The following is a 13,449-nucleotide window of genomic DNA, read 5'->3' on the forward strand; positions in this document are numbered from 1 at the left end:
ATTTCTTTTTACCGCCCCTCTCGAGCGATAAAACACCTTAGATTTCAGTTTGTTGGCCTTTTGCTGCCGACGGCAGCCCTGCGCCTGTGACCTGACCGTAAGCTTAACCGTTTCAGCTTGAGTGAACCTTGTTTGTGATCAACATTCAACATTGTCGTTGCAGCGATTCAACTTTCCTGGCGTTTCACCTGCTGCCAGGCGTCTTCCATCTGCTCCAGCGTGGCGTCTTCAAGCCGCAGCCCGCGTTGCTTGACGATCGCCTCCACCTCGCGGAAGCGGCGTTCGAACTTGCGGTTGGCCGCCTGCAATGCGTTCTCGGCCTTGTGGCCCAAATGGCGCGAGAGGTTCACCGTGGCGAACAGCAGATCGCCGATCTCCTCTTCCAGCTTGCTCTCATCGACCACCGCCTGGCGGGCTTCGTGCATCACTTCGTCGATCTCTTCATACACTTTGTCCAGCACCGGGCCCAGCGTGTTCCAGTCGAAGCCGACCGAGGCGCAGCGTTTTTGGATCTTGTGCGCCTTCATCAACGCCGGCAACGCCTGCGGAATGTCGTCCAGCACTGAGTGCAGCGCTTTTTCGGCGCGCTCGCCGGCCTTGAGCTGCTCCCAGCGCGCCGCCACGGCTTCGCTGTCTCCGCCCTCGGCGTCGCCGAAGATGTGCGGATGACGGCGCTCCAGCTTGTCGCTGATGGCGGTGCACACCTCATCAAAATCGAACAGCCCCTGTTCCTGCCCCATCTGAGCGTAGAACACTACCTGAAACAGCAAGTCGCCCAGTTCGTCGCGCAGATCGGCGTAGTCCTGCCGTTCGATGGCGTCCAGCACTTCGTAAGTCTCTTCCAGCGTGTAGGGCGCGATGGTGGCGAAGGTTTGCTTACGGTCCCATGAGCAACCGTTCTGCGGGTCGCGCAGCGTTTTCATGATGTTCAGCAGGCGCTGCAACGAAGTGGATTGGGTCATAAAAAATCTCTGAGAAAATGGGGGCGCACGGACATGTCCGCCGGAACTGATGGAGTTCGGGCCGCATCGACCTCGGATGCGGCCCGAAAGGCGCAGGAGTTAGTTGCCGTGCAGACGCTTGGCGTCTATCACGTCCGGCAGCTGGTTCAGCTTCGCCAGCACCCGGCCCAGCACCTGCTGGTTATAAATTTCGATGTCCATATCGATGGTGGCCAACTGCTTCTTGGTATCGCTGCGGCTGGCGACGCCCAGCACGTTGACCTTTTCGTTGGCCAGAATGGTGGTGATATCGCGCAGCAGCCCGCTGCGATCGTTGGCCATCACGCGCACCACCAGCGAATAACCGCTGGAGTAGCTTTCGCCCCACACCGCATCGACGATGCGCTCCGGCGCATGCGATTGCAAATCGGCCAGCTGATCGCAGTCCGCACGGTGGATCGAGATGCCGCGCCCCTGGGTGATAAAGCCGACGATGTCGTCGCCCGGGATCGGTTGGCAGCAGCGGGCGATGTGGTGCATCAGGTTGCCCACGCCCTCCACCACCACGCGGCCGTTATCCTTGTTGCGGGCCGGCGGCGGCGCTTTCTGCTGCACCAGCTGGCGCAGCGCCTCGCGATCCTGCTCTTCGGCGCTCGGCTTGTTGAACTTGCCCTGCAGGAAATTCACCATCTGGTTCAGGCGAATGTCCCCGCCGCCGATCGCCGCCAGCACCTCGTCCAGCGAGTTCATGTTGTAGCGCGGGATCAGCAGCTTCTCGGCCTCTTTCAGGCTGATGCCGAGGTGTTCCAGTTCGTTGTCCAGCATCTGGCGGCCGGCAAGAATGTTCTTGTCGCGATCCTGCTTGCGGAACCAGTTGTGGATCTTCGAGCGCCCGCGGCTGGTGGTCACGTAGCCCAGGTTCGGGTTCAGCCAGTCGCGGCTCGGGTTCGGCTGTTTCTGGGTGATGATCTCAATCTGATCGCCCATCTTCAGCTGATAGGTAAACGGCACGATGCGGCCGCCGATCTTGGCGCCGATGCAGCGGTGACCAACGTCGCTGTGAATGTGGTAGGCGAAATCGAGCGGCGTGGAGCCGGCCGGCAGATCCACCACGTCGCCTTTCGGGGTAAAGACATAGACCCGATCGTCGAACACCTGGCTGCGCACTTCGTCGAGCATCTCGCCGGAGTCCGCCATCTCTTCCTGCCAGGCGATCAGCTTACGCAGCCAGGCGATGCGCTCTTCGTAGCCGGAGCGCACGGTAACCCCCGCGCCCTCTTTGTACTTCCAGTGCGCGGCCACCCCCAGTTCGGCGTCTTCGTGCATTTGCCGGGTGCGGATCTGAATCTCGACGGTTTTGCCGCGCGGCCCCAGCACCACGGTGTGGATCGACTGGTAGCCGTTGGGTTTGGGGTTGGCGACGTAGTCGTCGAACTCATCCGGCAGATGGCGGAAGTGGGTATGCACGATGCCCAATGCCGCATAGCAATCCTGCAGACGCTCCGCCACGATGCGCACCGCGCGCACGTCGAACAGTTCGTCGAACGCCAGGTGCTTTTTCTGCATCTTGCGCCAGATGCTGTAGATGTGTTTCGGCCGGCCGTAGATCTCCACCCGAATGCCTTCTTTGGCCATCTCGTCGCGCAGCCCGGCGACGAAATCGTCGATGAACTGTTCGCGATCGATGCGGCGCTCATGCAACAGCTTGGCGATGCGCTTGTATTCTTCCGGGTGCAGGTAGCGGAAGCAGAAATCCTCCAGCTCCCACTTCAACTGGCCGATGCCGAGCCGGTTAGCCAACGGCGCATAGATGTTGGAACACTCTTTCGCCGCCAGCACGCGTTCGTCTTCCGGCGCGTCTTTCACCTCGCGCAGGTGGGCGATGCGCTCCGCCAGCTTGATGACGACGCAGCGGAAATCCTCCACCATCGCCAGCAGCATGCGGCGCACGTTGTCGACCTGTTCGGAGGCCATCGAGTCGTTTTGGGTGGCTTTCAGTTGGCGAATGGCGTCCATGTCCCGCACGCCATGCACCAGGGCGACGATGCCCTTGCCGAACGTTTCCGTCAGGATCTCTTCCTGCACAATGCCGGCATCCACCAGCGGAAACAGCAGCGCGGCGCGCATGCTGTCGTTGTCCATGCTCAGCGTCGAGAGGATTTCCACCATCTCCAGGCCGCGCCACAACAGCAGCGAGGCGTCGGGATGGTTTTGGGTCTGCTGCTCACAATAACGCCAGGTTGCGGCCAATCGCTCACATGACTGCGGGTTGGGTAGCCCCAAGCCGGCGATCCACTCATCGAGAGCGAACTCACCCGCCGTATTCAGATGTGCACTTCTTACCGCAACCATAACTTCTCCCTACTTTGCAGCGACCTCTGGCGCGCGCTCGTTGATAAACAGCGCCATTGATTCAAGATGCCCCGTGTGCGGAAACATATCCAACATCCGCACGCGCGCAAGACGATAACCGGCGTTCAACAGCACTTTGCTGTCGCGAGCCAGCGTGGTGGGGTTACAGGAAACATACACCACCCGCGCCGGCGCCAGTTTTACAATGTGTGACATCACCCCGGCCGCACCGGCGCGGGCGGGATCCAGCATCACCTTATCAAACCCTTGTGCTGCCCAAGGTTGCCGCTCAACGTCGTCCTCCAGATTCTCATGGAAGAACGACGCATTATTCAGCTTATTCTTATGTGCATTATATTGCCCATTCGCTACCAGCGTGGCAACACCTTCGATGCCCACCACCGCAGCGGCGCGGCGCGCCAGCGGCAGGGTGAAATTCCCCATGCCGCAGAACAGGTCCAGCACCCGATCATTGGGTTGAATGTCGAGCCATTCAAGGGCCTGCGCCACCATTTGTTGGTTTACGGCGTCATTGACCTGAATAAAGTCGCGCGGACTGAAGTCTAAGCGTAGCCCGTCAACCTGATAATACGGCGTTTCACCGCACAGTTTTTCCACCCGATCGCTGTCCGGCGCCAGATAAACGGCGACCTTTTCCCGCTCGCCAAACGCCAACAGCGCCTGGCGATCCGCCTCTTTCAGGGCATCGAGATGGCGCAGCACCAGCAGCGGACCGTTATCCGCCAGCACCAGCTCCACATGCCCCAGCCGCCGCACCGCCTGCAGCCCGCTCAGGCAGGCGCGCACCGGCGCCAGCAGCTGTTCCAGCTCCGGGCGCAGCACCGGGCAGTGCTCCACCGCCACCAGCTCGCTGGAGGCCGCCTGTCGAAACCCCATCATCAGGCGCTGCAGCTTCGGCTGCCACGCCAGGCTCAGGCGGGCGCGGCGGCGATAGCCGTATTCCGGGCCGGCGATCACCGGTTCCTGTTGCGGGGTTACTCCGGTTTCGCGGGCGATCATGCGCACCAGCGCCGCCGCCTTGCTCTGCTGTTGCAGCGCCTCATCCGCATGTTGCTGCTGGCAGCCGCCGCACACGCCGAAATGCGGGCAGCGCGGCTCCACCCGCTGCGGGCTGCGGCTCAGCAGGCGCTTGAGCTTGCCTTTGGCGAACTGGCGCTTGTCTTCGGTCAGTTGGATTTCCGCCTGCTCGCCCGGCAATACGCCCGGCACGAACACCGCTTTGCCGTCGTGGCGCGCCACGCCCTGGCCGAAAGTATCGAGATCGCTCACCGTCACGGTGAAGATTTGTGAGCTCTGCCGGGTCGTCACGCGGCGTTTGGGAGAGTAGAATTGCGCCATATTTGTCGATTGTGTGCTGGTTCATTAAGCTAGTGTCAGCTGTCAATTCTCCCACATTGGAATCCCATGACCAAATACAGCCTGCGTGCGCGCATGATGATCCTGATTCTGGCCCCGACCTTGCTGATTGGTTTGCTGCTCAGCACCTTCTTCGTGGTGCACCGCTATAACGAGCTGCAGGAGCAATTGGTCGATGCCGGCGCCAGCATCATCGAGCCGCTGGCGGTAGCCAGCGAGTACGGCATGACGTTCCGCAGCCGCGAATCGGTCAGGCAACTGGTCAGCCTGCTGCACCGCCGCCATTCGGACATCGTGCGTTCGATCACCGTGTTCGATGCGCAGAACAACCTGTTCGTCACCTCCAATTATCACCACAACTTCGCTCAGCTGCAGTTGCCGAAAGGCGTGCCGTTGCCCACCGAACTGATGCTCACCCGGCGCGGCGATTCGCTGATCCTGCGCACGCCGATCCTGTCGGAAAATCAGTATCCGGATGAAACCGCCGACGGCGGCAGCCACCCCGACAACAACCTGGGCTATGTGGCGATCGAGCTGGATCTGCAGTCGGTGCGGCTGCAGCAGTATAAAGAGGTGTTCGTCTCCACCCTGCTGCTGCTGCTGTGCATGTGCATCGCCATCCTGTTCGCTTACCGCCTGATGCGCGACGTGACCGGCCCGATCCGCAACATGGTGAACACCGTCGATCGCATCCGCCGCGGCCAGCTCGACAGCCGCGTGGAGGGCTACATGCTCGGCGAGCTGCACATGCTGAAGAACGGCATCAACTCGATGGCGATGTCGCTCACCGCCTATCATGAAGAGATGCAGCAGAACATCGATCAGGCCACGTCTGACCTGCGTGAAACGCTGGAGCAGATGGAGATCCAGAACGTCGAACTGGATCTGGCGAAAAAACGCGCGCAGGAGGCGGCGCGCATCAAGTCCGAATTCCTGGCCAACATGTCGCACGAGTTGCGTACCCCGCTCAACGGCGTGATCGGTTTTACCCGCCAGATGCTGAAAACCGATCTGAGCGCGACCCAAACCGACTATTTGCAGACCATCGAGCGCTCGGCCAACAACCTGCTGACCATCATCAATGACGTACTGGACTTCTCCAAGCTGGAGGCCGGCAAACTGGTGCTGGAGCATATTCCGTTCGCCCTGCGCGAAACGCTGGACGAAGTGGTGGTGCTGCTGGCCCCCAGCGCCCATGACAAAGGGTTGGAGCTGACGCTGGATGTGCACAACGACGTGCCGGAGCAGGTGATCGGCGATTCGCTGCGCCTGCAGCAAATCATCACCAACCTGCTGGGCAACGCCATCAAGTTCACCGAAACCGGCAATATCGATATTCGCGTCGAGCTGCGCAAACAGCTGGAGCGCCGGGTGGAAGTGGAAGTGCAGATCCACGACACCGGCATCGGCATCTCCGAACGCCAGCAGTCGCAGCTGTTCCAGGCGTTCCGCCAGGCGGACGCCAGCATCTCCCGCCGCCACGGCGGCACCGGGCTGGGGTTGGTGATCACGCAAAAGCTGGTGAAGGAGATGGGCGGCGACATCTGCTTCCACAGCCAGCTGAATCGCGGCTCGACCTTCTGGTTCCACATCACGCTGGATCTGAACGAGGGCATGCTGTCGCTGGCGCCGAACCTGCCGGATCTGAACGGCAAAACGCTCGCCTACATCGAGTCCAACCCGACGGCGGCACAGGCGACGCTCAACATGCTCAGCGTCACGCAGCTGGTGATCACCCACTCGCCGACGCTGGGCCAACTGCCGTCAGGCCATTACGATTTCCTGCTGGCCGGCGTGCCGATCCCGTTCCGCGACAACATGGCGCAGCATCAGGACAAATTGTTGGCCTCGCTGAAGCTGGCCGATCGGGTCATTCTGGCGCTGCCGTGCCAGGCGCAGATCGACGCCGAGCTGCTTAAGCAACAAGGCGCGCTCGGCTGCCTGATCAAGCCTATCACCAGCACGCGTCTGTTCCCGCTGCTGAGAATGGAAACGCCCGATCGGCTCGCCGCCCCGCCTGAGCGTAAACGTCTGCCGCTGACGGTGATGGCGGTCGACGACAACCCGGCCAACCTGAAGCTGATCGGCACGCTGCTGGGCGAACAGGTGGAAAAAACGCTGCTGTGCGAGAGCGGTGAGGAAGCGCTGGCGCTGGCGCGCAACAACGTGCTGGATCTGATCCTGATGGACATTCAAATGCCGAAGATGGACGGCATTCACGCTAGCGAACTGATCCGCCAACTGCCGCACCACAACTCCACGCCGATCGTCGCCGTCACTGCCCATGCAGCCAGCGGCGAACGCGAGCATCTGCTGCAGGCGGGGATGGACGACTACCTGGCCAAGCCGATCGACGAGAAAATGCTGACCCGCGTGCTGTCGCGCTACCACAGCGGCGACGTGGAAAGCGCCGTCGCCGACGATGCCCCGCTGTCGCTCGACTGGCCGCTGGCGCTGCGCCAGGCGGCCAATAAACCGGATCTGGCGCGCGATCTGCTGCAAATGCTGCTCGATTTCCTGCCGCAGGTACGCGAACGGGTGCAGGCGCTGCTCGAGGGGCAACACGACGACGAGATCCTCGACCTGGTCCATAAGCTACACGGCAGCTGCAGCTACAGCGGCGTGCCGCGCCTCAAGCAGCTGTGTTTCTACCTCGAGCGGCAGCTGCGCCAGGGCATCACCAACGACGAGCTGGAGCCGGAGTGGCTGGAGCTGTTGGATGAGATTGAACTGGTGATCCACGCGGCGCGCGCGCATCTGGCGCAACCGGCCTGAATCCTCAGGCCATAATGCAAAAAGGCACGCCGTAGCGTGCCTTTGTTGCTTTTAGCGCCTGACGTTTATCACTGCGCCAGCAGGTACAGCTGGCTATCGCCGCGCTGAATATTCAACGCCAGCACCGACGGTTTGCTGTCGAGGATTTTACGCAGCTCGCCCAGGTTCTGGATCGGCTGTTGGTTCACGCCCAGGATCACGTCGCCCTTTTTCAGGCCGATGCGTGCGGCGGCGCTGCCGGCTTTCACGCTGTCGACCTTGACGCCTTTCACGTTGCCGACCTGGGTATTGCTCAGCTCGGCGCCTTCAATGCCGGTGTAGATATTGCCCGAGGCCACCTGGGTCTGCGCGCTTTGCTCCAGCGTGACGTCAATCGTTATCGGCTTGCCGTCGCGAATAATGCCCAGCGACATCTTGCTGCCGACCGGCAACGTGCCAATCTCTGCCCGGAACGAGGCGAAGCTGGAGATGGCCTTGCCGTTCATAGTGACGATCACATCACCGGCCTTGATGCCCGCCTTCGCGGCGGAAGATTTCGGCATTACCTGGCTGACGAAGGCGCCGCGCTGCGCGTCGACCTTCATCGCCTTGGCCAGCTCAGAGTTCAGCTCGGTGCCCATGATGCCCAGCTCGCCGCGTTTCACCTGGCCATACTCGACCATTTGCGCCGTCAGGTTTTTCACCATATTGCTCGGAATGGCGAAGCCGATGCCGATGTTGCCGCCGTCCGGCGCCAGGATCGCGGTGTTGATGCCGATCAGCTCGCCGTTCAGGTTAACCAGCGCGCCGCCGGAGTTGCCGCGGTTGATTGCCGCATCGGTCTGGATAAAGTTTTCGTAGTTTTCGATGTTCAGGCCGCTGCGCCCCAGGGCGGACACGATGCCCGAGGTGGCGGTTTCACCCAGCCCGTACGGGTTGCCGATCGCCACGGTGTAATCGCCGACGCGCAGCTGATCGGAGTCCGCCATCTTGATCGCCGTCAGGTTCTTGAAGTCTTTCAGCTGGATCAGGGCGATGTCGGAACGCGGATCCTTGCCGATCACTTTGGCGTCGAAACGGCGGCCGTCGCTCAGTTGCACCTGGATCTTGTTGGCGTTGTCCACCACGTGATTGTTGGTCACCACATAGCCCTTGGCGGCATCGATAACCACCCCAGCGCCCAGCGCCTGGAATTTCTGCTGCGTGCCCTGCGGCTGCTGGCCATCCGGTCCGGGCTGTTCAGCGCCCTGACACATCGGCGAGCCCTGGAACGGTGAACCGTCCTGGCAGAACGGCGAATCTTCACCGAAGAACTGTTGGAACTGTTGCGGCATGCGCGGCGTATTGACCGTGGTGCTGCCCTCAACGTTAATGCTCACGACGGAAGGCATCACCTTCTCCAGCATCGGCGCCAGGCTCGGCAACTGCTGGGTGCTGGAAGACGCGGTTTCAGCGGCGCTGGCCGTAACCGGGCCCATCGCCATACCGATGCTGAATGCCAGTGCGCTCAGAACTAATGCGGTTTTTTTCATCTGTGTGTCTCTTATAAAGTCGTTCAAAAAAGAATGGCTGTCTTGCGTGCTTATTCAGAGTTAATTAATAGCCCGAAGTTCCGGCACAGATGATTGGCAATAGTAAACAAATATTGTTCGTCTTTACAAAACTCGAGACAGCCAACCGGTTGGAATTGCTGATAATTATTCCTCCGCTTAATTATTCCGCCGCCATTAATCGACGATATTCATCATAGGCATAAAGGTCGGTCATTCCGCTGATATAGTCCTGCAATAAACGCGCGCGGAAATAATATTCCCGAATGGTTTGCTGCTCCGGCGATAAATGCTGCAGCCCTTCTACCGCTTCCACATAAGCCAGCCGATGCTTGGTGGACAGCTTGTGGAACAGGCGCGTTTCGATCGGGTAAGAGCGATGGCTGTCCTCGCGCACCAACCGGCTGAAGTCCGCCAGCGACATCGCCAGCAGCGGGCTGTAAATGTCCAGCAGGCCGCTGATCACCCGGTAGCCTTGCAGCTCGAGCTGCTCGACCTCCGGGTGGTTGAACACGTGCTTGAACGCCACATTTTTAAATATTTTCAGTAGCTGATAGGCAGGGCTGGAATCTTCCAGCAGCGCCTGATTGAAACTGCCCTGATAAACCGCGTCAAGATTGTCGATAAAGCGCTGCGCCGCGTGCGGCACCAGCCGCGCCACGGTAAACACCCGCAGATACATGAAGAACTGATCTTCCGCGCTGCGCCGCGCGCCGCCGCGGTCGATCTTGCGAAACGCGCTGGCGACGGTCTTGTCGAACAGATCGCCCGGCGCCACCTCGCCCCACTCCTGAATCAGGTGCTGATACAGCTGCTCGACGGTGAAAATGCTCTTCTCCACCGCGTCTTCCAGATCGGCCACGCAGTATGAGATATCGTCGGCGGCCTCCATGATGTAGGTCAGCGGAAAACGATCGAACTCGCCCATGTGCAGCTCGCGCCGCAGCCTATCGACAAAGGCTTCTTCCGCCAGATAATAGCCGGGCTTTTTCATCAAATAGCTGTGGCTGGCGGGGATGTCGCCCGCCCAATAAGCCGGGCGGGTGTATTTCAAAATGCAGCCGACCTGCGCGTAGGTCAGATTGAGTTTCAGCAGGCTGTACACCATGCGGATCGCCTGGGCGTTGCCCTCGAAATGGCTGAGATCCTGACGGATCCGGCTGCGCAGCCGGTTCAGATCGCTCTCCCCTTCATGCAGCCGCAGCGACGCGACCTGGCAGCGATCGTGACTGCCCGGCTCGCTGCCGCAGCTGGCAGGATCGAGCCGCTGGGCGAACCAGTCGTTGATCGCCGACTCGCCGAAGTGACCGAACGGCGGATTGCCGATATCGTGCATCAGACAGGCCATTTCCACGATGCTCTCAAACGGATCGAGTAGCCGGGTCAGGCCGAATTCATCGATCTTACCCGCCTGTTTGAAGCGGTTGAGGATCTCTTTGGCGATATGGCGCCCGACCTGCTGCACCTCCATCGAGTGCGTCAGGCGGCTGCGCACCGCCGCGTTGCGCTCCAGCGGAAACACCTGGGTTTTTTGCTGCAAACGGCGAATGGCGGCCGAGTTGACGATGCGCCCGCGATCGCTCTCGAACTGCCGCACGATGTCGTACTCTTCCTCGGCCTCGATCGGTTTGCTGAAAGGCCGTTGGAAGCTGATTTTTTGCTTGAAGTCGATCCCGGACATCTGTTTCTCCGCCGTTGCGCCCTGCCCCCGTGATAACAATTCCCGGCGGCGGATGCAACGCATTATCTCTGATACACAGCCATGATAGACTATGCCGCAATTCTCACGGCCAATCAGCGAGTGTTATTATGAAAGTAGGCATCATCGGCGCAATGGAGCAGGAAGTCACCCTGCTGCGCGATCAAATCGAAAACCGTCTAACCATCCAGCGCGCGGGCTGCGAAATCTACACCGGCCAGATCGGCGGCGTTGAAGTGGCCCTGCTGAAATCCGGCATCGGCAAAGTCTCCGCAGCCATGGGCACCACCCTGCTGCTGGAGCACTGCAGCCCGGACGTGGTGATCAATACCGGCTCCGCCGGCGGCCTGGCCAGCACGCTGCGCGTGGGCGACATCGTGGTGTCGGAAGAAGTGCGCTACCACGACGCCGACGTCACCGCCTTCGGCTACGAGCCGGGCCAGATGGCCGGCTGCCCGGCGGCGTTCGTCGCCGACGACGCACTGATCGCGCTGGCGGAAAGCTGCATCAAACAGCTGGATCTGCACGCGGTGCGCGGCCTGATCTGCAGCGGTGACGCCTTCATCAACGGCGCCGAGCCGCTGGCGCGCATCCGCGCCACCTTCCCGCGCGTCGCCGCCGTGGAAATGGAAGCCGCGGCGATCGCCCACGTCTGCCATCTGTTCGGCACGCCGTTCGTGGTGGTGCGCGCCATTTCCGACGTCGCCGACAGCGAGTCGCACATGAGCTTTGACGAGTTCCTGGTGGTAGCGGCCAAGCAGTCTACGCTGATGGTCAACGCCATGCTGCAAACCCTGACCAAGCGCGGTTGATGTGAGGCTGCGCTTCACCTCGGCGCTCTGGCTGCTGGCGTTCTGGCTAGCCCTGCCGGCCGGGGCCGCCCAGCGAGTGATCAGCCTGGCGCCCAATGCGACCGAACTCGCCTATGCCGCCGGCATGGGCGAAGTGCTGGTGGCGGCGAGCGCCTATTCCGATTATCCGCCGCAGGCCGCCAGGCTGGAGCAGGTGGCCTCCTGGCAGGGCATCAACCTGGAGCGGGTGCTGGCGCTCAAGCCGGACCTGATCCTCGCCTGGCGCGGCGGCAATCCGCAGCGCGTGCTGGATCAGCTCGCCGCATTCGGCATCCCGATCTTCTATGCGGACGCCGATAATCTCGAAGGGATCGCCGGCTTGCTGGATAAGCTGGCGCAATACAGCCCGCACCCGGACCAGGCGCATCAGGCCGCCGCCGGCCTTCGCCGTCAGTTCGCTGCTCTCAGACAACAGTACGCCGATAATCCTCCGCGACGCGTGTTGCTGCAGTTCGGCACCCAGCCGCTGTTCACCAGCTCCGGCGCCACGCTGCAGAGCCAGGTGTTGGCGCTGTGCGGCGCGCAGAACGTCTTCGCCGACAGCCGCACGCCTTGGCCGCAGATCAGCCGCGAGCAGGTGCTGGCGCGCCAACCCCAGGCCATCGTCATCACCGGCGGCGCGAAAGAGGCCGCCAATGTGAAAGCCTTCTGGGCGCCGCAGCTGCAGGTGCCGGTGATCGCGCTGAATGAAGACTGGTTCAATCGCGGCGGCCCGCGGCTGCTGTTGGCGGCGCAGCAACTGTGCCGCCAGCTGGCGGAGATCCGCTGATGCTGGTGTTCTGGTTGGATATTCTCGGTACGGCGGTGTTCGCCGTCTCCGGCGTACTGCTGGCCGGCAAACTGCGCATGGATCCGTTCGGCGTGTTGGTGTTGGGCGTGGTTACCGCGGTCGGCGGCGGCACCATCCGCGATATGGCGCTGGCCAACGGCCCGGTGTTCTGGGTCAAGGATCCCACCGATCTGGTGGTGGCGATGATCACCTGCGTATTGACGCTGCTGCTGGTGCGCCAGCCGCGCCGCCTGCCGAAATGGGTGCTGCCGGTGCTCGATGCCGTCGGGCTGGCGGTGTTCGTCGGCATCGGCGTCAACAAGGCTTTCGCGGCCGGTACCGGCCCGCTGGTGGCGATCTGCATGGGGGTGATCACCGGCGTCGGCGGCGGCATTATCCGCGACGTGCTGGCGCGCGAGATCCCGATGATCCTGCGCACCGAAATTTACGCCACCGCCTGTATCATCGGCGGCATCGCGCACGCCACGGCGTTTTACACCTTCAACATGCCGCTGCAACAAGCCATGATGCTGGGCATGGTCATCACGCTGGCCATTCGGCTGGCGGCCATCCGCTGGCACCTCAAGCTGCCCGCCTTTATTCTCGAACGCTGAGCCGCCGCCCTGCGGGGCGAATGCAGCCACGCGACGGCACAGCCGATTATCATCCACAGCCCACCGGCCCAGGAGAACGGCGTGGCAGTGCTCCTCGTGGAGTGGTAGGCATAAAAAAACCCGCCGGCTGGAAAGCAAGCGGGTTGATATTCTGACAGGCAAACTCAGATGCTGAACGACGAACCGCAACCGCAGGTGGTTTTGGCATTCGGGTTGGTCACCACGAAACGCGATCCTTCCAGCCCTTCGGTGTAGTCCACCGAACCGCCAACCAGATACTGCAGGCTCATCGGATCGACCACCAGCGCCACGCCCTGCTTCTCGATGGTCATGTCGCCATCGTTGACCTTGTCGTCAAAAGTGAAACCGTACTGGAATCCGCTGCAGCCGCCGCCGGTAATGTAAACCCGCAACTTCAGGTTCGGATTTTCTTCGTCAGCAATCAGGTACTTGACCTTGTTTGCTGCTGCCTCGGTAAATTGCAGGGGCAGTGCCGTTTCATCACTCATACTCTTTACTCCCAACATTGTTCAGCATCAGAT

General features: G+C 61.4%; 10 protein-coding genes. 4 read left to right on the forward strand and 6 right to left on the reverse strand.

The genetic code is table 11. From position 1 onward, the window contains the following. Positions 1 to 167: 167 nt before the first annotated feature. The 3 genes from mazG to rlmD all read right to left on the reverse strand — a co-directional run bounded on the left by mazG (position 168) and on the right by rlmD (position 4,652). Entirely contained in the window at positions 168 to 962 is a 795-nt protein-coding gene (mazG, locus tag HWW83_RS18650; protein ID WP_033641873.1) for a nucleoside triphosphate pyrophosphohydrolase, read from the reverse strand. 99 nt (positions 963 to 1,061) lie between these two features. Next, positions 1,062 to 3,293 carry a GTP diphosphokinase gene (gene relA, locus HWW83_RS18655; RefSeq protein WP_122016514.1) on the reverse strand — a complete coding sequence of 744 codons (2,232 nt, stop codon included), beginning with the start codon at positions 3,291 to 3,293 and terminating at the stop codon, positions 1,062 to 1,064. 9 nt (positions 3,294 to 3,302) lie between these two features. Further along, complete coding sequence (gene rlmD, locus HWW83_RS18660; RefSeq protein ID WP_046688236.1) at positions 3,303 to 4,652, reverse strand: 23S rRNA (uracil(1939)-C(5))-methyltransferase RlmD; 1,350 nt, start codon at positions 4,650 to 4,652, stop codon at positions 3,303 to 3,305. A 66-nt stretch (positions 4,653 to 4,718) separates the two neighbouring features. On the opposite strand from rlmD, the gene barA reads away from it, so the two are divergent. After that, positions 4,719 to 7,445 (forward strand): two-component sensor histidine kinase BarA, encoded by a 2,727-nt coding sequence (barA, locus tag HWW83_RS18665; protein ID WP_033641870.1) that lies wholly within the window; start codon positions 4,719 to 4,721, stop codon positions 7,443 to 7,445. 68 nt (positions 7,446 to 7,513) lie between these two features. On the opposite strand, the gene degP is transcribed toward barA, so the two are convergent. Both degP and dgt read right to left on the reverse strand, forming a co-directional pair. Beyond that, on the reverse strand, positions 7,514 to 8,956 hold the full coding sequence (degP, locus tag HWW83_RS18670) for a serine endoprotease DegP (protein WP_033641869.1): 1,443 nt from the start codon (positions 8,954 to 8,956) through the stop codon (positions 7,514 to 7,516). Positions 8,957 to 9,137: 181 nt separating this feature from the next. Next, the gene (dgt, locus tag HWW83_RS18675) at positions 9,138 to 10,655 is read right to left on the reverse strand and encodes a dGTPase (protein WP_176589475.1); all 1,518 of its coding nucleotides are present in this window, start codon (positions 10,653 to 10,655) and stop codon (positions 9,138 to 9,140) included. Positions 10,656 to 10,783: 128 nt separating this feature from the next. Here dgt and mtnN point away from each other — a divergent pair, with 128 nt between their 5' ends. From mtnN to HWW83_RS18690, 3 genes are read left to right on the forward strand one after another with little or no spacing between them, the layout of a single operon-like run. Beyond that, positions 10,784 to 11,485 carry a 5'-methylthioadenosine/S-adenosylhomocysteine nucleosidase gene (gene mtnN, locus HWW83_RS18680; RefSeq protein ID WP_122016515.1) on the forward strand — a complete coding sequence of 234 codons (702 nt, stop codon included), beginning with the start codon at positions 10,784 to 10,786 and terminating at the stop codon, positions 11,483 to 11,485. Position 11,486: 1 nt separating this feature from the next. Then, entirely contained in the window at positions 11,487 to 12,293 is an 807-nt protein-coding gene (btuF, locus tag HWW83_RS18685) for a vitamin B12 ABC transporter substrate-binding protein BtuF (protein WP_046688235.1), read from the forward strand. Continuing rightward, a complete protein-coding gene (locus HWW83_RS18690; protein WP_033641866.1) occupies positions 12,293 to 12,907 on the forward strand; it encodes a TRIC cation channel family protein in 615 nt (204 codons plus the stop codon). The genes btuF and HWW83_RS18690 overlap by 1 nt, the downstream gene beginning before the upstream one ends. A 164-nt stretch (positions 12,908 to 13,071) precedes the next feature. Here HWW83_RS18690 and erpA read toward each other — a convergent pair whose 3' ends face one another. After that, complete coding sequence (erpA, locus tag HWW83_RS18695; RefSeq protein WP_033641865.1) at positions 13,072 to 13,416, reverse strand: iron-sulfur cluster insertion protein ErpA; 345 nt, start codon at positions 13,414 to 13,416, stop codon at positions 13,072 to 13,074. Positions 13,417 to 13,449: the final 33 nt, after the last annotated feature.

Origin of the sequence: Serratia ureilytica (genome assembly GCF_013375155.1) — a bacterium.
GTDB classification, from domain to species: Bacteria; Pseudomonadota; Gammaproteobacteria; order Enterobacterales; family Enterobacteriaceae; genus Serratia; species Serratia ureilytica.

What these genes read in the sequence shown, in the direction of transcription:
- mazG (WP_033641873.1), bottom strand. Translation starts at nt 962, where the DNA reads ATGACCCAATCCACTTCGTTGCAGCGCCTGCTGAACATCATGAAAACG.
- relA (WP_122016514.1), bottom strand. Translation starts at nt 3,293, where the DNA reads ATGGTTGCGGTAAGAAGTGCACATCTGAATACGGCGGGTGAGTTCGCT.
- rlmD (WP_046688236.1), bottom strand. Translation starts at nt 4,652, where the DNA reads ATGGCGCAATTCTACTCTCCCAAACGCCGCGTGACGACCCGGCAGAGC.
- barA (WP_033641870.1), top strand. Translation starts at nt 4,719, where the DNA reads ATGACCAAATACAGCCTGCGTGCGCGCATGATGATCCTGATTCTGGCC.
- degP (WP_033641869.1), bottom strand. Translation starts at nt 8,956, where the DNA reads ATGAAAAAAACCGCATTAGTTCTGAGCGCACTGGCATTCAGCATCGGT.
- dgt (WP_176589475.1), bottom strand. Translation starts at nt 10,655, where the DNA reads ATGTCCGGGATCGACTTCAAGCAAAAAATCAGCTTCCAACGGCCTTTC.
- mtnN (WP_122016515.1), top strand. Translation starts at nt 10,784, where the DNA reads ATGAAAGTAGGCATCATCGGCGCAATGGAGCAGGAAGTCACCCTGCTG.
- HWW83_RS18690 (WP_033641866.1), top strand. Translation starts at nt 12,293, where the DNA reads ATGCTGGTGTTCTGGTTGGATATTCTCGGTACGGCGGTGTTCGCCGTC.
- erpA (WP_033641865.1), bottom strand. Translation starts at nt 13,416, where the DNA reads ATGAGTGATGAAACGGCACTGCCCCTGCAATTTACCGAGGCAGCAGCA.